This window comes from Actinomadura parmotrematis (genome assembly GCF_019458805.1).
GTDB classification, from domain to species: Bacteria; Actinomycetota; Actinomycetes; order Streptosporangiales; family Streptosporangiaceae; genus Spirillospora; species Spirillospora parmotrematis.
In genome coordinates, this window is the sequence record NZ_JAIBOA010000008.1 from 102,069 (window position 1) to 118,165 (window position 16,097).

Annotated in this window: 12 protein-coding genes; 4 read left to right on the top strand and 8 right to left on the bottom strand. The window is 73.7% G+C overall.

The features are described 5' to 3' along the window. Positions 1–198 precede the first annotated feature (198 nt). Entirely contained in the window at positions 199–2,040 is a 1,842-nt protein-coding gene (gene lepA, locus K1Y72_RS14315; protein WP_220166788.1) for a translation elongation factor 4, read from the bottom strand. 269 nt (positions 2,041–2,309) lie between these two features. On the opposite strand from lepA, the gene rpsT reads away from it, so the two are divergent. Together rpsT and K1Y72_RS14325 are read left to right on the top strand one after the other, a co-directional pair. Then, complete coding sequence (gene rpsT, locus K1Y72_RS14320) at positions 2,310–2,579, top strand: 30S ribosomal protein S20 (protein WP_220166789.1); 270 nt, start codon at positions 2,310–2,312, stop codon at positions 2,577–2,579. A 67-nt stretch (positions 2,580–2,646) separates the two neighbouring features. Next, positions 2,647–3,189 carry an RNA 2'-phosphotransferase gene (locus tag K1Y72_RS14325; protein WP_220166790.1) on the top strand — a complete coding sequence of 181 codons (543 nt, stop codon included), beginning with the start codon at positions 2,647–2,649 and terminating at the stop codon, positions 3,187–3,189. Between the two features lie 169 nt (positions 3,190–3,358). Here the strand turns inward: K1Y72_RS14325 and K1Y72_RS14330 are convergent, their stop codons facing one another. Continuing rightward, on the bottom strand, positions 3,359–3,874 hold the full coding sequence (locus K1Y72_RS14330; protein WP_220166791.1) for a hypothetical protein: 516 nt from the start codon (positions 3,872–3,874) through the stop codon (positions 3,359–3,361). Positions 3,875–3,943: 69 nt separating this feature from the next. Between K1Y72_RS14330 and K1Y72_RS14335 the strand changes: the two genes are divergently transcribed. After that, positions 3,944–4,828: a LysR family transcriptional regulator gene (locus tag K1Y72_RS14335; RefSeq protein ID WP_220166792.1), complete on the top strand. Its 885-nt coding sequence runs from the start codon at positions 3,944–3,946 to the stop codon at positions 4,826–4,828. 144 nt (positions 4,829–4,972) lie between these two features. Here the strand turns inward: K1Y72_RS14335 and holA are convergent, their stop codons facing one another. The 6 genes from holA to hflX form a co-directional block, all read right to left on the bottom strand. Beyond that, complete coding sequence (gene holA / locus K1Y72_RS14340; RefSeq protein ID WP_220166793.1) at positions 4,973–5,935, bottom strand: DNA polymerase III subunit delta; 963 nt, start codon at positions 5,933–5,935, stop codon at positions 4,973–4,975. 207 nt (positions 5,936–6,142) lie between these two features. Further along, complete coding sequence (locus tag K1Y72_RS14345) at positions 6,143–8,086, bottom strand: ComEC/Rec2 family competence protein (RefSeq protein WP_308287070.1); 1,944 nt, start codon at positions 8,084–8,086, stop codon at positions 6,143–6,145. Positions 8,087–9,033: 947 nt separating this feature from the next. Further along, positions 9,034–9,816, bottom strand: coding sequence for a ComEA family DNA-binding protein (locus K1Y72_RS14350; protein ID WP_220166794.1), 783 nt, complete (start codon positions 9,814–9,816; stop codon positions 9,034–9,036). 364 nt (positions 9,817–10,180) lie between these two features. Further along, positions 10,181–11,029 (bottom strand): DegV family protein, encoded by an 849-nt coding sequence (locus tag K1Y72_RS14355; protein WP_220166795.1) that lies wholly within the window; start codon positions 11,027–11,029, stop codon positions 10,181–10,183. Between the two features lie 56 nt (positions 11,030–11,085). After that, on the bottom strand, positions 11,086–12,300 hold the full coding sequence (gene hutI, locus K1Y72_RS14360; protein ID WP_220166796.1) for an imidazolonepropionase: 1,215 nt from the start codon (positions 12,298–12,300) through the stop codon (positions 11,086–11,088). Between the two features lie 496 nt (positions 12,301–12,796). After that, positions 12,797–14,239, bottom strand: a complete 1,443-nt coding sequence (gene hflX, locus K1Y72_RS14365) for a GTPase HflX (protein ID WP_220166797.1) — start codon at positions 14,237–14,239, stop codon at positions 12,797–12,799. Between the two features lie 220 nt (positions 14,240–14,459). On the opposite strand from hflX, the gene aceB reads away from it, so the two are divergent. After that, complete coding sequence (gene aceB / locus K1Y72_RS14370; protein WP_220166798.1) at positions 14,460–16,067, top strand: malate synthase A; 1,608 nt, start codon at positions 14,460–14,462, stop codon at positions 16,065–16,067. Positions 16,068–16,097: the final 30 nt, after the last annotated feature.

Here is a 16,097-nt window from a genome sequence, read left to right on the forward strand (position 1 = left end):
AGCGCGGCGACGAAGGCCTCTTGGGGGACGTCGACGCGGCCGAAGGGGGCACAGCATCCGCTTCTTGCCCCCCGGCCGCTCACTTCTTCGCCTTGTCCGCCGACGCCTCGGTGGTGGACAGCGCGGCGACGAAGGCCTCTTGCGGGACGTCGACGCGGCCGAAGGGGGCGCAGCATCCGCTTCTTGCCCCCCGGCCGCTCACTTCTTCGCCTTGTCCGCCGACGCCTCGGTGGTGGACAGCGCGGCGACGAAGGCCTCTTGGGGGACGTCGACGCGGCCGATCGTCTTCATCCGCTTCTTGCCCTCCTTCTGCTTCTCCAGCAGCTTGCGCTTGCGGGAGATGTCGCCGCCGTAGCACTTGGCGAGGACGTCCTTGCGGATGGCGCGGATGTTCTCGCGGGCGATGATGCGGGCGCCGATGGCGGCCTGGATGGGCACCTCGTACTGCTGGCGCGGGATGAGCTCTTTGAGCTTGGCCGTCATCATGAGGCCGTACTCGCGGGCCTTGTCCTTGTGCACGATCTGGCTGAAGGCGTCGACCGACTCGCCCTGCAGCAGGATGTCGACCTTGACGAGGTCGGCCTCCTGCTCGCCGCTCGGCTCGTAGTCGAGGGAGGCGTAGCCGCGGGTGCGCGACTTCAGCTGGTCGAAGAAGTCGAAGATGATCTCGGCGAGCGGCAGCGTGTAGCGGATCTCCACCCGGTCCTCGGACAGGTAGTCCATGCCCTGGAGCACGCCGCGGCGGCCCTGGCAGAGCTCCATGATCGCGCCGATGTGGTCGGCCGGCGAGAGCAGCGTGGCCTTCACCACCGGCTCGTACACGTGGGAGATCTTGCCCTCGGGGAACTCGCTCGGGTTGGTGACGGTGTGCTCGGTGCCGTCCTCCATCACCACCCGGTAGATGACGTTCGGCGCGGTGGAGATCAGCGTGAGGTTGAACTCGCGCTCCAGCCGCTCGCGCACGATCTCCATGTGCAGCAGGCCGAGGAAGCCGCAGCGGAACCCGAAGCCGAGCGCCGCCGACGTCTCCGGCTCGTAGATCAGCGCGGCGTCGTTCAGCCGCAGCTTGTCGAGGGCGTCGCGCAGGTCGGGGTACTGGTCGCCGTCCATCGGGTACAGGCCCGAGAACACCATCGGCTTCGGGTCCTGGTAGCCGCCGAGCGCGTCCGGGGCCGGCTTGTTCGCGGTCGTGACGGTGTCGCCGACGCGCGCCTGCCGGACGTCCTTCACGCCGGTGATGAGGTAGCCGACCTCGCCGACGCCGAGGCCGCCGACCGGCTTCGGCTCGGGCGAGATCACACCGACCTCGAGGGTCTCGTGCGCGGCGCCGGTGGACATCATCAGCGACTTCTCGCGGCGCGACAGGTGCCCGTCGATGATCCGCACGTAGGTGACGACGCCGCGGTAGGTGTCGTACACCGAGTCGAAGATCAGCGCGCGGGCCGGGCCGTCCGGGTCGCCGACCGGGGCGGGCACCGTCTGCACGATGCGGTCGAGCAGCTCGCGCACGCCCTCGCCGGTCTTGCCGGAGACCCGCAGCACGTCGGCGGGGTCGCAGCCGATGATGCCGGCGATCTCCTCGGCGTACTTGTCGGGCTGCGCCGCGGGCAGGTCGATCTTGTTGAGCACCGGGATGAGGTGCAGGTCGGCTTCCAGCGCCAGGTACAGGTTGGCGAGCGTCTGCGCCTCGATGCCCTGGGCGGCGTCCACCAGCAGCACCGCGCCCTCGCAGGCGGCGAGCGACCGCGACACCTCGTAGGAGAAGTCGACGTGGCCGGGGGTGTCGATGAGGTTCAGCACGTAGTCGGTGCCGTCCGACGACCAGGGCAGGCGGACCGCCTGGCTCTTGATCGTGATGCCGCGCTCGCGCTCGATGTCCATCCGGTCGAGGTACTGGGCGCGCATCTGGCGGTCCTCGACCACCCCGGTCAGCTGCAGCATCCGGTCGGCCAGGGTCGACTTGCCGTGGTCGATGTGCGCGATGATGCAGAAGTTGCGGATGATCGCGGGGTCGGTCTTGTTGGGCTCGGGCGCTGGCACCGGGATCCGTTCGCAGACTCACAGGCGGACAGTGGGGACGGCAGGGTATGCCGTCTCCCATGGTCGCACGCCCCGCGGGATGCTCGTGCACCCGCGGGCACCTGCGGGTTCGCCCACCGGTTTGGGGGAGACCTGCGGCATTGGTAAGCTGAGCCACTGCGTGTGGCGTAGCGTCGTGCCTGGGGGCACCGTCGCCCCGTTGACTTTCGTTGGAGCCTGTCCGGCATCTCCGGCAGGCGAGGATCGCAACCAAGCTGAGGCACTACGACGTGGCTAACATCAAGTCCCAGATCAAGCGGAACAAGCAGAACGAGAAGGCCCGCCTTCGCAACAAGGCCGTCAAGTCCGAGCTGAAGACGGCGATCCGCAAGTTCCGCGAGGCCGCCGACGCCGGGAACGCGGCCGAGGCCGCCGCCGCCCAGCAGGCCGCCGCCCGCAAGCTGGACAAGGCCGCCAGCAAGGGCGTCATCCACAAGAACCAGGCCGCCAACCGCAAGTCGGCGATCGCCAAGCGCGCCGCCGAGCTGCAGGCCAAGTAAGACCCCCTGCGCTCTTCGACGAGGCCGCGGTCCCCGTGCGGGTGACCGCGGCCTCGTCGTGCCGCCCATGGACGAACGGCGTTTGGTCAAGGTCTCGAAGTACCTGGCGAAGCATCTGCGGCACCGGCCGGAGCGGATCGGCCTCACGCTGTCCCCGGACGGCTGGGCCGACGTGGACGAGCTGCTCGCGGCCGCCGCCCGGCACCACTTCCCGATCACGCCGGCGGAGCTGCGCGAGGTCGTCGCCGCGAACGACAAGCGGCGCTTCACCCTGGAGGGCGGGCGGATCCGCGCCAACCAGGGGCATTCGGTCCCGGTGGACCTCGCGCTGCCGTCCGTCCCGCCGCCCGAGCTGCTCTACCACGGCACTCCCGAGGGTTCGGTGGAGGCGATCCTGCGCGCCGGCCTGCTCCCGATGGGCCGTCATGCGGTGCACCTCTCCCCCGACACCGAGACCGCCCGGCGCGTCGGCGCCCGGCGGGGCCGCCCGGTCGTCCTGACCGTCGAGGCGGGGCGCATGGCGGCCGACGGCCGCACGTTCCAGGTCAGCGCGAACGGCGTCTGGCTGACGGCGGCGGTCCCGCCCGATTACCTGCGCCGGGACCCCTGACCCCCGCCGCCCTCCGGCTCCGCACCGCACCGCACCGCTCCAAGGGGTCCAGGCGCAGTGGCCGCCCTCTCCCGCAGCCGTCCAACGCCACGCCACCAAGGCCGCCACCCGCGCTGGCACCGACGAGCGCCCGCCCTTCCCGCCGCCCTGCCGTCGTTATCGGGGGCGCTCAGGCGGGGGGTTGCAGCGAGAGGCGGATCGCGGCAGCCGCTTCCGGCCAGCCGGCGACGTGCTCGGCCCAGTCCGGCGCGGGGGCCTTCTGGGGGCCGAACAGGTAACGGTGCGGGACGATGCCGAGCAGCGCGCGGTGCACGTCCGCCCGGTCGTCGATCATGTGGGTGATGCCGAGCTCACGGCAGTGCCCGGCCTTGTCGGCCCGCTTGCGGCAGAACCGGACGTTGCCGCGCGGCAGGCCGGTCCGTCCGTAGAAGTCGTGGTGGTCCAGCCAGGCGAGCGTCTTGCGCCGTACGGAATCGCCGCACTTGGAGATGATCCAGGCGCGGCCGCCGAACAGCTCCACCAGTCCTGGCAGCTCGGCGAAGGCGCCCGCGGTCGCCGGGGAGGCGAGCGCGGCCGCGAGGTCGCCGCCGAGGAAGGCGGTGTCGGCGGCGCCCGAGGGCAGCGCGCCGCCCTGGATGACGCGCCCGAAGTCGATGCCCAGCCGGGGCGCGGCGTTCGTGTTCATGGCTCTACCGTGGCGCCCGCGACTCTTGAACAGAACTATCGATCAAGCTCCGGGTTATAGTTCAGACCTATGGACAAGGGGCGGCTCTCCACTGACGCGCTGGCCGCGTTCGCGGTGTTCGCCGAGCACCTCAACTTCACCCGGGCCGCCGCCGAGCTGCACATCTCCCAGCCGGCGCTGCACGTCAAGGTCGCCAAGCTCGCCGGAACCGTCGGCCACCCCCTGTACCAGCGGCACGGCCGCAGGCTCGTCCTCACTCCCGAGGGTGAGGCGGTGGCCCGATTCGCCCGCGAGGTCGACCAGCGGATGGGCGCGTTCCTCGCGGGACTGCGCGGCGGCCCGGCGACGCGGGCTCCGGTGCTGTCGGCCGGCGAGGGCGCCTACCTGTACCTGCTGGACGCCGCCATCCGTGAGGCCCGGCCCCGCCCGCGGCTGCTGAACGGCGACCGCGCACGCACCCTGGCCGCCGTCCGCACGGGCCGCGCCGACCTGGGCGTCGCGGTCCTGGACGTCGTCCCGGACGACCTCGCGGCGACGCTCCTCGCCACCTACCCGCAGGCGCTCGCGCTGCCGTCGGACCACCCGCTCGCCGCGGCGCCCGCCCTCACGCTGGCGGACCTGTCGGGCGCGGCGCTCGCCGTCCCGCCGCCGCAGGGCCCGCTCCGCATCACCCTGGAGCGCGCGCTCCGCGCGGCGAACGTGCCGTGGACGGTGGCGGTGGAGGCGTCGGGCTGGCCGCTGCTGCTGCACTTCGTGACGCTCGGCGTCGGCTTCACCGTCGTCAACGGCTGCGTCCGGCCGCCCGCCGGGCTCGTCCTCCGGGAGATCACCGACCTGCCCGCCGTCCCGTACTACGCGCTGCACCAGCCCGACCGCGCGGACGACCCCGTGGTCGCGGACCTCCTCGCCACCATCCGGACCACCCTCCCTCCGGCCGCTCTGCCGCACCGCTGAGCACGGCTCCGGGCCGCCTGTCGTACTGCTGAGCACGGCGTCAAAACAGGCGGGGCACTGCGCGAACGAGGAGCTCAGCTGCCCAGCGCAGGCGGCGACGGCGCGGGCGGGCGTCTCACACCGGTGGAGATATGGAGGGGCGGATCAGCGGCCGGCGGAGCGGGCGGCGACGATCGTCGAGACGGTCTTCTCCAGCGCGTAAGCGGGGTCGGCGGCGCCGCCCTTGACGGCGAGGTCGGCCTCGGTGACGGCCGTCATCGCGCGGGCGACGCCGTCGCCGCTCCAGCCGCGGAGCTGGCGCTGCACGCGCTCGATCTTCCAGGGCGGCATGCCCAGGTCCTTGGCGAGCCCCGCGGCGCGGGCACCGCGGGGCGCCCCGCCGACCTTGGCCAGCCCGCGCACCCCCTGCGCGAGCGCGCTCACGATCAGGACGGGCGGAACGCCGGTCGCGAGCGCCCAGCGGAGCTGCTCGAGGGCCTCGGCGAGCTGGCCCTCGATGGCCTTGTCGGCGACGGTGAAGCCGCTGACCTCGGCGCGCCCGCGGTAGTAGCGGGCGACCGCCGCGTCGTCGATCCGGCCGCCGTTGTCGGCGACGAGCTGGCTGCACGCGGCGGCGAGCTCGCGCAGGTCGTTCCCGACGGCCTCGACCAGGTTGCGGGCGCCGTCCGGGGAGATCTTCCCGCCGTGCCGGCGGATCTCGCCGCGGACGAAGTCGACCCGCTCCCCCGCCTTGGTGATCTTCGGGCAGGCGACCCGGCGGGCGCCGAGCTTGGCGAGGCCGTCCACCAGTGCCTTGCCCTTGGCGCCGCCGTGGTGGACGGCGACGAGCGCGACGTCGTCGGCGGGAGTCCTGGCGTACTTGAGCACCTCGGCGGACAGGTCCTTGCCGAGGTCCTGCGAGGCGCGCAGCACGAGCACCTTGCCGCCGCCGAACAGCGACGGCGAGGTCAGCTCGGCCAGCCGTCCCGGCTCCAGGCCGCCGGGCCCGAGGTCGATGACCTCGGTCTCGGGATCGTCCGCCCGGGCGGTGGCGACCACGTCGGCGACGGCCCGGTCGATGAGCAGCTCTTCGTCTCCGACGATCAGGGTGATGGCGTCCGCTGGCACCCCAGCAGCATGTCACGGCCGCCCCTCTGATCGGACCACCACCGCAGCACCACCGCCGAACAGCCTTCCGGCGGGAACACCGGGAGAACTCCCCGCCGAGCACTCACCTGCCCGACGGCCGCCGCCCCATCACCCGCCCCCGCCGCGCTGCACACCTCTTCTCCCCCGACTCCCCGGATCAGGCGAGCTCCCCGCTCCCATCCCCCATCAGCGGCGGGCCACCACGGCCATGCCACCGGCTGTCCGCACGATCGCGATGTCCCCTTCCCGGTCGGTGCGGTGGATTCTGCTGCCGAGCTGCTGGAGCAGTCCGAGGGTCTTGCCGGACGGATGGCCGTAATCGTTGTCGCGGCCGACCGACACCAGCGCGACGGGCGCGTGCGCGGCGGCCAGGAAGGCCGGGGCCTGGCTCGCCGAGCCGTGGTGCGGGACCTTGAGGACGGAGACGTGCGGCACGAGGGAGGCCAGCGCCTCCTGGGCGTCGCGCTCCACGTCGCCCGCGAGCAGGGCGCTGAACCCTGGGCTCCGGGCGACGAGGACCACGCTGGAGTCGTTGATCGTCGTTCCGTCGTCGTCGGGCCGCAGGCGGGGTCCGGCGGAGGGCGGGCCGAGCACGTCCAGGCTGAGGGAGCCCAGGGTCCAGTGCTCGCCGGCCTTCGCCGGGCGGGTGCGCAGATCGCCGGTGAAACGGCGCTCCCGGCCCGGCCCGCGCGGGGTGGTGAGGACGAGGCGCACGGAGCGGCCGTCGCGGACGCCCGGGACGCCGTCCACGTGGTCGGCGTGCGGGTGGGTGAGGACGAGCAGCGGGACGTCGCGGACGCCCAGCCGGTCCAGGCAGCCGTCGACCGCACGGGGGTCGGGGCCGGCGTCCACCACGACCGCCCGGCGGGGGCCGGCCGCCAGGACGAGCGCGTCCCCCTGCCCCACGTCGCAGGCGACGAGAAGCCATCCGGGCGGCGGCCAGCCGGGCGCGATCGCCCGCAGGGCGACCACGGCGGCCAGCACGCCGCCCAAAGCCGCGGCGACGGCCAGGCGCAGGCGGCGCGAGCGCAGCACCAGCACGGCCGCGCCGCCTGCGGCGAGCAGTCCGACGGCGCCCAGCCCGCCGGGGCGCCACGGGATGGTCGCGTACGGCAGGGACGCGGCGGCGCGGGCTACCCACACGATCCAGCCGACCGCCAGCCCGGCCGGCCAGGCCACCACTCGCGCGACCGGTACGGAGACGGTCGCGATCGCGGCGGCCAGGGCGCCGAGGAGCGTCGCGGGCGGCACCGCCGGCGCCGCGAGCAGGTTGGCGGCCACCGACACGACCCCGATCTCGCCCGACAGCATGACCAGGACCGGAGCGACCGCGATCTCGGCCGCGACCGCGACCGCCAGCGCGTCGGCGACGGGGCCCGGCAGGCGGCGGGCCAGGCGGGTGCGCCAGCGGGGCGCGAGCAGCAGCAGACCGGCGGTGGCCAAGGTCGACAGCGCGAAGCCGTACGAGCGGCTCAGCGCGGGGTCGGCGAGCACGAGCACCAGGACCGCCGCGCTCAGCATCGGCACGCCCTGGCGCGGACGCCCGCTGAAGTACGCCAGCAGACCGATCATCCCCATGACGGTGGCTCGCAGCACGCTCGGCTCCGGCCGCACGATGAGCACGAACACCAGGACCGCGCAGGCCGCGACGGGAGGCGCCCGCCGGCGTCCGAGGCCGGCCAGCCGGCAGAGGCCGAGGACGGCGCCGGTGACGATGGCGAGGTTCGCCCCTGACACGACCAGCAGGTGGGTCAGCCCGGCCGTGCGGAACTCCTCGGCGATCTCCGGATCGAGCCGCGAGGTGTCGCCCACGACCATGCCCGGCAGCACGCCGCGCTGCGCCGCGGGCAGGTGCTCCACGGCCGCCCGCAGACGCGCCCGCACCCCCTCCGCGGCCCGCTGGAGCCTGGACGGCCCGCTGAGGACGGCGGGCGGCCCCCGCACCAGCACGACCGCGGCCAGCAGCTCGCCGCGATGCGGTTTCTCCACGCGCCCGAACAGCCGCACCCGCTCGCTCGGCACCATCCGCGCCCACTCCGGTCCGGAGGCGATCAGCAGCACCGGCACCCGCACGCGGACCCGCACGCCGTGCAGCGTCAGCAGAACGGCCCGCGCCCTGATGACGATCACCTGCCGCCCCGGCCCGCCGCCGGACCCACCGCCACCCGACTCCTGCTTCGTGTGCGGGTCACCCGTGATGACCGCCTCCATCCCCAGCCGCGCCCCGCGCTGGGCGGCGTCCCGCAACGGCCCACCGCTCACCGCCGAGACCCGCAGCCCCGTCCCCAACGCCGCAGCCGCGACGCAAAGAAGCACCACCCCCGCCCACCTGCACCCCCCACCGTCCTCGAACACCCCTCCCACCCACCCACGCCCGCGGCCCTTCTTGAGGGCACCCCCCACCCAGCCGCGCCCGTCACCCTTGAGCACCGCACCCGTCCGCCTGCGGCCGCCGCCCTTGAACGCCCCTCCCACCAGCCCGCGCCCGCCGCCTTTGAGCACCGCCTCCACCGGCCCGCGCTCGCCGTCCTTAGGCACCGCTCCCGTCCATCCGCGCCCGCCTCCTTTGAGCGCTGCAGCCATCCACTCGCGCCCGCCGCCCTCGAAAACCGCTCCCGCCGGCCCGTGCTCGCCGCCCTCGAACGGTCCTCCCGGCCGCCCGCGTCCGCCGCCGTCCCTGAGCGGCGCTCCCGACTGTCCGTGCTCGCCGTCCTTGAACGACTCTCCCGGCCACGCACACTCGCCGTCCTTGGGCGGTGCTTCCAGTTGCCCGTGCTTGCTGTGGTTGGGCGGTTTCCGTCTGTTCCGGACTGCGGCGAGCGCTTGGCGTTCCGAGGATGTGGATGTGGGTGGGTGAGCGGTCTCGGGGAGATCGGCGGGGTTGGAGGGTGGGAAGGGGCTGCGGGTGAGGAGGAGGGTTAGGGCTGTCGTGGCGGTCAGGGTGGCTAGGGCGTAGGTGAAGCCGGGCGGGAGGGCTAGGGCGACGGCGGAGGTGGTCCAGGCGCAGAGGGCCGGGACGGCCAGGCGGAGGTCGGGGCGTTCGTCGGGTGGGGCGTCGTCGGGCGTGGGTAGCGTGGTCATGGGGCGATGAGGGGGCGTAGGTCGGCGAAGCGGCGGGCGCCGATGCCGGTGACCTCCTGGAGCTGGTCCACCGAGCGGAACGGGCCGTGCTGGGTGCGGTACTCGACGATGCGTTGGGCGAGGACGGGGCCCACGCCCGGGAGCTGGTCGAGCTGGTCCGCCGTGGCGGTGCTGAGCGACAGCGGTGTTCCCGGGGCGGAAGCGCCGGAAGCGGGAGAGCCCGGCGGTGAGGTGGCGGGCGGGGCCGCCTGCTGCGGGGGAGGTGGGATGCCGACCGGGATCTGCTCGCCGTCGGCGAGCTTGCGCGCGAGGTTGAGGGTGCCGGTGGACGCGTTCGGCCGCACTCCCCCGGCGGCCTGGATGGCGTCACTGACCCGGGATCCGGTCGGCAGGGTGACGACGCCCGGATGCCGGACCTTGCCCAGGACGTGCACCAGGACCGTGCCCGGTGGGGTCGTTCCCGCCCCGAGGGAGGGCACGCCGGCGGGCGTGTCCGTTGAGGACGTGCCCGCCGGGGCCGCCTCGGACGGTGGCGCCGCCGAGGCGGCGGCGGGTTCGATGACGGAGGCGCTCTGGCTGGGGCGCGCCTGCCAGACGTAGAAGCCCGCCGCCAGGACGGCGATCGCGGCGATCAGCACCAGCGGGCGGATCGGGAGGGGGCGGCTCGTGGTGTCCAGCGGACCGGGTGGATCGGGCGGTTCCGGGCCCGAGCGCAGGCGGACGAGGGGCGGTTCGGTGCCGAAGGTGCCGGGGCGGCGGAGGCGGTCGGTGAGGGTCATGTGTTCGACGGTAGGAACCGGGTGCGGGTGATCGGTAGAGGTCCGGCGACCTGTGGATAACCTCCCGGGAGGCTTCGGGCGTCTCGGTGGTGATGGGTCCGGTGCGTGCTGTTCCGCCGCTGGCCGGGGGCTGATCGGCCGCCTGCCGAGCGGTCGGCAGGGTCGCGGTGGCGGGATCCGGGCGGCCGGTGGGACGTGCCCAGCGTTGGCCTAACGGGACGGGACCGTGGCGGCAGGCCGTCCGGGTGGGCGGCGGGCCGCGACGGCAGAGCGGGCGGGCGGCCCGTGGGACGCGGCCAGCGTTGGCCTACGGGCGGGGACCGTGGTGGCAGGCCAGTGGGGGGAGGGCGCGGGGGCGGGACGGTCAGGGGAGTTGGGGGGCCACGACGACGCCGAGCATGCCCGGGCCCACGTGGGCGCCGATGACGGGGCCCACCTCGCCCACGTAGATGTCCTGCACGTTGGGGATGCGCTCGCGCAGGCGGGCGGCCAGGGCCTCCGCGCGGGCGCCCGCGGCGAGGTGCTGGACGCCGAGGTCGACGCGCCGCGCGCCGGCCTCGGCGACCGCGAGCTCCTCCAGGCGGGCGAGGGCGCGCGAGCTGGTGCGGACCTTCTCGATCGGCACGATCCGGCCGTCGTCGATGCCGAGCAGCGGCTTCACCATGAGGGCCGAGCCGACGAGGGTGGCGGCGGCGCCGATGCGGCCGCCGCGGCGCAGGTGCTCCAGGGTGTCGACGTAGAACAGCGACCGCGACTCGTCGGCGCGCCGGTTGGCGGCGGCGACGGCGTCCTCGGCGGTGCCGCCGTCCAGGGCGGTCGCCGCGGCCGACAGCGCCGCGAAGCCGAGGCCGAGGCCGATGGTGCCGGTGTCGACGACGTGGACGGGCACCGGCGCCGACCGGGCGGCGAGGCGGGCGGCCTCGACGGTGCCCGACATCGCCGCCGACAGGTGCACCGACACGATCGCGGACGCCCCGGCGCCGGCGGCGGCCTTGAAGGTCTCGGCGAAGCGCTCGGGCGCCGGGCGGGAGGTGCTGACGGGCCGCCACTCCTTCAGCGCCGCCGCGGTCTCGGCGGCGGTGATGCCCTCCTCGTCGCGGACGGTGCCGCCGATCGCCAGCTGCAGGGGGACGACGGTGAGGCCGTGCCGCTCCGCCAGGCCCGGCGGCAGGTAGGCGGTGGAATCGGTGACGACGGCGACCGCGTTGGGCATGGGGGGACGCTACTCCTCGCCGTGGCGCCGCAGCGGCGCCCGGTGTGTCGGTGCTGTTACGGCTGGACGGGCACGCCGCCGCGCCAGACGCGCAGGGCGCGCAGCCCGAACGCCCAGGCGAACGCGCCCTCGTGGTCGGCGTCCCACAGCACGATGTCGGCGGTCATGCCGGGCGCGAGCGAGCCGCGGTCGCCGACGCGGAGCGCGGACGCGCCGCCGAGGGTGGCGGCGCGCAGCGCCTCGGTGACCGACATGCCGTACATCGCGACGGCGAGGCCGATGACGAGGGGCATCGAGGTGATGCCGCACTGGCCCGGGTTGTGGTCGGTGCCGAGGGCGACGGTGACGCCGCGCTCCAGCATGGCGCGGACGGGCGCCGGCGGGCGCGAGGAGTTGAGGGCGCTGCCGGGGCAGACGGTGGCGGTGACGCCGGCGTGCGCGAGGGCCTTGATGTCGTCGTCGTTGGCCTGCGCGAGCAGGTCGGCGGACGCGCAGCCGACCTCGGCGGCGACCTGGGCGGCGCCGATGCGCTCGTTGGCGCAGGCGTGCATGCGCGCCTTCAGGCCGGCGCGCTTGCCGGTGAGCAGCAGGGCGCGGGCCTCCTCGGCGGTGAAGTGCCCCTCGTCGCAGTAGACGTCGATGGAGTCGGCGCCCGCGGCGGCGGCGTCGCCCGCCCACAGCCGGACGGCCTCGATGTAGTCGCGGCGGCGGCCGAAGAACTCGGGCGGCAGGATGTGCGCGGCGAGGAAGGTGGCGTGGATGCGCGGCATCGACGGCTCGCCCTCCAGCGAGCGGAGCAGCCGGATGTCGGCGAGCTCGCCGTCGCGGGTGAGGTGGTAGCCGGTCTTGGCCTCGACGGTGGTGGTGCCCGCGAGGATCCACTGCCGCAGCCGCTCGCGGACGCCGTTGCAGAGCGTCCAGGGGTCGGTCCCGCGGGTCACCGTGACGGTGGAGTTGACGCCGCCGCCCGCCGCGGTGATCGCCGAGTGGGAGGAGCCGCTGGTGCGCATCGCCAGCTCGGCCCACCGGTTGCCGGCGTAGACGGGGTGCGAGTGGGCGTCGATGAGGCCGGGGGTGACCAGGCCACCGCCGAGGTTCTCCACATGGTCGACGTCGACGATGTCGTCGATGACGCCGGGGACGCTCTGCGGCAGGTCCGACGCCGGGCCCGCCCAGATGATCCGGTCATCGTGGATGAGGACGGCGGCGTTGCTGCAGACGTCGGTGCCCGTCCAGAGCCTGCCGATGTTCGTCAACAGCCGTACCGTCATAGGGTCACCGACCGGTGGGGGGCAATGCGCCGTACGGCGCTGTCACGGACGCCATGGAGGGGGCCACCTGCTCTCGATCCGAGCCGTCGACTGGATGCCGGCGGCTCGCCGCTGGAAGGACGGGTGATCGGGTGATCACCATGAGCAACGAGACCGTAGATATCGGTTTCGTCACGGTAGTGCACTGAAGGCCCGCCCGACAACCTCTGGCCGACAAACGCGCGCGCTCGGGGAGAAGTTCCCGGCCGGGGGTCCGGGCGGGACGGTGCGGCCGCGCCGTCGCCGCAGCTCACCACGGCCGGACGGCCGCGCGCGCCGCGCGGCGCCGGCCGCGGCCGGCGCCCCTTCGCTCACTGGACATCGACGTTCCTCATCCGCCCCTTGGTGATACGACCGTACGGATTCCCGCAGGCGCGTCAAGCGGAATGGCGAAGCTGTCACCGTCCGGCGACCGATCCGGGCCGGACCCGAGCGGCCCGGCCGGAGAGAGCGCAGGTCAGAGCCTTGCGAGGTCCTCGTAGGGCTCCAGCTCGGCGACGAGGTCGTTCGGGACGCGCGCGCGCAGGACGGTGCCGGCGGCGACGTGCTCCTGCTCCAGGACCTCGCCCCGCTCGTGGACGCGCGCGACGAGGTCGCCGCGGCCGTAGGGCACGAGCACCCGCATCTCGCGCTCCAGGCCGGGCAGGTTGGCCTCGATGGCCCGCCGCAGCTCGTCCATGCCGGCGCCGGTCCGCGCCGACACGACGACGCTGTTGGGCTCGCGCCGCCGCAGCCGGGCGATGGTGAGGTCGTCGGCCGCGTCGGCCTTGTTGATGACGACGAGCTCGGGCACGCGGTCGGCGCCGATCTCGCGGAACACCTCGCGGACGGCGGCGAGCTGCGCCTCGGGGTCGGGGTCGGAGCCGTCGACCACGTGCAGGACGAGGCCGGAGTCGGTGACCTCCTCCAGGGTGGAGCGGAACGCCTCGACGAGCTGGTGCGGCAGGTGCCGGACGAACCCGACGGTGTCGGCGAGGGTGTAGAGCCGCCCGGACGGGGTCTCGGCGCGCCGGACGGTCGGGTCCAGGGTGGCGAACAGGGCGTTCTCCACCAGGACGCCGGCGCCGGTCAGCCGGTTCAGCAGCGAGGACTTGCCGGCGTTGGTGTAGCCGGCGATGGCGACGGCCGGGACGTCGTTGCGGCGGCGCTCGCCGCGCGAGGTGTCGCGGGCCTTGGACATGTCGGCGATCTGGCGGCGCAGCTTGGCCATCCGGGTGCGGATGCGGCGCCGGTCCAGCTCGATCTTGGTCTCGCCGGGGCCGCGGCCGCCGATACCGACGCCGCCGGCGGCGCGGCCGCCGACCTGGCGGGACAGGTTGCCGCCCCAGCCGCGCAGGCGCGGCAGCAGGTAGTCGAGCTGGGCGAGCTCGACCTGGGCCTTGCCCTCGCGGCTCTTGGCGTGCTGGGCGAAGATGTCGAGGATCAGCGCGGTCCGGTCGATGACCTTGACCTTGACGATGTCCTCCAGGTGGCGGAGCTGCCCGGGGGCGAGCTCGCCGTCGCAGATGACGGTGTCGGCGCCGGTGGACTCGACGATGTCGCGCAGCTCGGCCGCCTTGCCCGAGCCGATGTAGGTGGCCGGGTCGGGGCGGGTGCGGCGCTGGGTGAGGCCCTCCAGGACCTCCGAGCCGGCGGTCTCGGCGAGCAGCGCGAGCTCGCGGAGGGAGTTGTCGGCCATCTCCGCGGTGCCCTCGGTCCACACGCCGACCAGCACGACGCGCTCCAGCCGGAGCGCCCGGTACTCGACCTCGGTGACGTCGGTGAGCTCGGTGGAGAGGCCGGCGACGCGGCGCAGCGCGCGGCGGTCCTCCAGGTCGAGCTCGCCGGTCAGCGGCTCGGCCTCCTCGTAGGGGCGGGCGGCGGGATCGGTGGTGTGGTCGTCAGAGAAAGAGTGAGTCATATGTCCTCTGTTGAACGCCGCGGGGCGGCCGTCTCTTCCCTCGGGACCGCACCGCCGTGACGCCGCGATCGTCTCATGGCGCCCTGGCCGGGGCCACTCGATTACCCCTGTCCCCACCAGGGCATGTCCGGAACCCCGGGCCGCTTTGACCGGCCTCGCTACCCCCGAGTAGCATTTCACGTAACAGAAGTGGAATTTCGCGATACGAAAGGGCAGGGCGATGGCTGCACCTGAAGGCGTCCAGATCACCGGTCCGCTGCACGACCGGTACGACGAGATCCTCACCCCCGAGGCGCTCGGCCTGCTGGCGACGCTGCAGCGCGAGCTCGGCGGCCGCCGCACGGAGCTGCTGAAGGCGCGCGAGGAGCGGCAGGCGCGGCTGTCGGCGGGCGGCACCCTGGACTTCCTGCCCGAGACCGCGGGCGTGCGGTCCGACGACACCTGGCGCGTCGCCGCCCCGGGCAAGGGCCTGGAGGACCGGCGCGTCGAGATCACCGGGCCGACCGACCGCAAGATGACCATCAACGCCCTGAACTCGGGCGCCAAGGTCTGGCTGGCCGACTTCGAGGACGCCAACACCCCGCTCTGGAACAACATGATCGAGGGGCAGCTCAGCCTGCGCGACGCCCTCGACCGCACCATCGACTTCACCGACGAGCGGACCGGCAAGTCCTACGCGCTGAAGGACGACGCCGAGCTCGCCACCATCGTGGTCCGCCCGCGCGGCTGGCACATGGAGGAGAAGCACCTGCTGGTCGACGGCGAGCCCATGTCGGGGTCGCTGTTCGACTTCGGCCTCTACCTGTTCCACTCGGGCCGCCGCCAGCTCGACAAGGGCAAGGGTCCCTACTTCTACCTGCCGAAGATGGAGTCGCACCTGGAGGCGCGCCTCTGGAACGACGCCTTCAACCTGGCGCAGGACGAGCTGGAGATCCCGCGCGGCACGATCCGCGCGACCGTGCTCATCGAGACGATCCCGGCCGCGTTCGAGATGGAGGAGATCCTCTACGAGCTGCGCGACCACTCCGCGGGCCTGAACGCCGGCCGCTGGGACTACCTCTTCTCGGTGATCAAGAAGTTCCGGGACCGCGGCCCCGACTTCATCCTGCCCGAGCGCAACGCGATCACCATGACGGCGCCGTTCATGCGCGCCTACACCGAGCTGCTCGTGCGCACCTGCCACAAGCGCGGCGCGCACGCGATCGGCGGCATGGCCGCCTTCATCCCCTCGCGCAAGGACGAGGCGGTCAACAAGGCGGCGCTGGAGAAGGTCCGCGCCGACAAGACCCGCGAGTCCGGCGACGGCTTCGACGGGTCCTGGGTCGCCCACCCCGACCTCGTCCCGGTCTGCCGCGAGGTGTTCGACGGCGTCCTCGGCGACAAGCCGAACCAGCGCGACCGGCTCCGCGAGGAGGTCCGCGTCTCGGCCGCCGACCTGCTGAACATCAAGGCCACCCCCGGCGACATCACCGAGGCGGGCCTGCGCGGCAACATCGACGTCGCGCTCCGCTACCTCGCGACCTGGCTGAACGGCTCGGGCGCGGTCGCCATCCACAACCTGATGGAGGACGCGGCCACCGCGGAGATCTCCCGCTCCCAGGTCTGGCAGTGGATCTACAACGGCGTCGCCACCAAGGAGGGCCAGAAGATCACCAAGGAGTGGGTGGAGCAGCTCCTGGACGAGGAGCTGGCCAAGATCCGCACCGAGCTGGGCGACGCCTACAACGCGCCCCGCTACGACCAGGCCGTGACGCTGTTCAAGCAGGTCACGCTGGCCGACGAGTACTCCGAGTTCCTCACCACCCCGGCCTACGAGACGATGCCGTAGCGCCGCACGGCCGTGCCGGCCGCCCGGGAG

What these genes read in the sequence shown, in the direction of transcription:
- hflX (WP_220166797.1), bottom strand. Translation starts at nt 14,239, where the DNA reads ATGACTCACTCTTTCTCTGACGACCACACCACCGATCCCGCCGCCCGC.
- K1Y72_RS14325 (WP_220166790.1), top strand. Translation starts at nt 2,647, where the DNA reads ATGGACGAACGGCGTTTGGTCAAGGTCTCGAAGTACCTGGCGAAGCAT.
- hutI (WP_220166796.1), bottom strand. Translation starts at nt 12,300, where the DNA reads ATGACGGTACGGCTGTTGACGAACATCGGCAGGCTCTGGACGGGCACC.
- K1Y72_RS14355 (WP_220166795.1), bottom strand. Translation starts at nt 11,029, where the DNA reads ATGCCCAACGCGGTCGCCGTCGTCACCGATTCCACCGCCTACCTGCCG.
- K1Y72_RS14330 (WP_220166791.1), bottom strand. Translation starts at nt 3,874, where the DNA reads ATGAACACGAACGCCGCGCCCCGGCTGGGCATCGACTTCGGGCGCGTC.
- K1Y72_RS14350 (WP_220166794.1), bottom strand. Translation starts at nt 9,816, where the DNA reads ATGACCCTCACCGACCGCCTCCGCCGCCCCGGCACCTTCGGCACCGAA.
- K1Y72_RS14335 (WP_220166792.1), top strand. Translation starts at nt 3,944, where the DNA reads ATGGACAAGGGGCGGCTCTCCACTGACGCGCTGGCCGCGTTCGCGGTG.
- aceB (WP_220166798.1), top strand. Translation starts at nt 14,460, where the DNA reads ATGGCTGCACCTGAAGGCGTCCAGATCACCGGTCCGCTGCACGACCGG.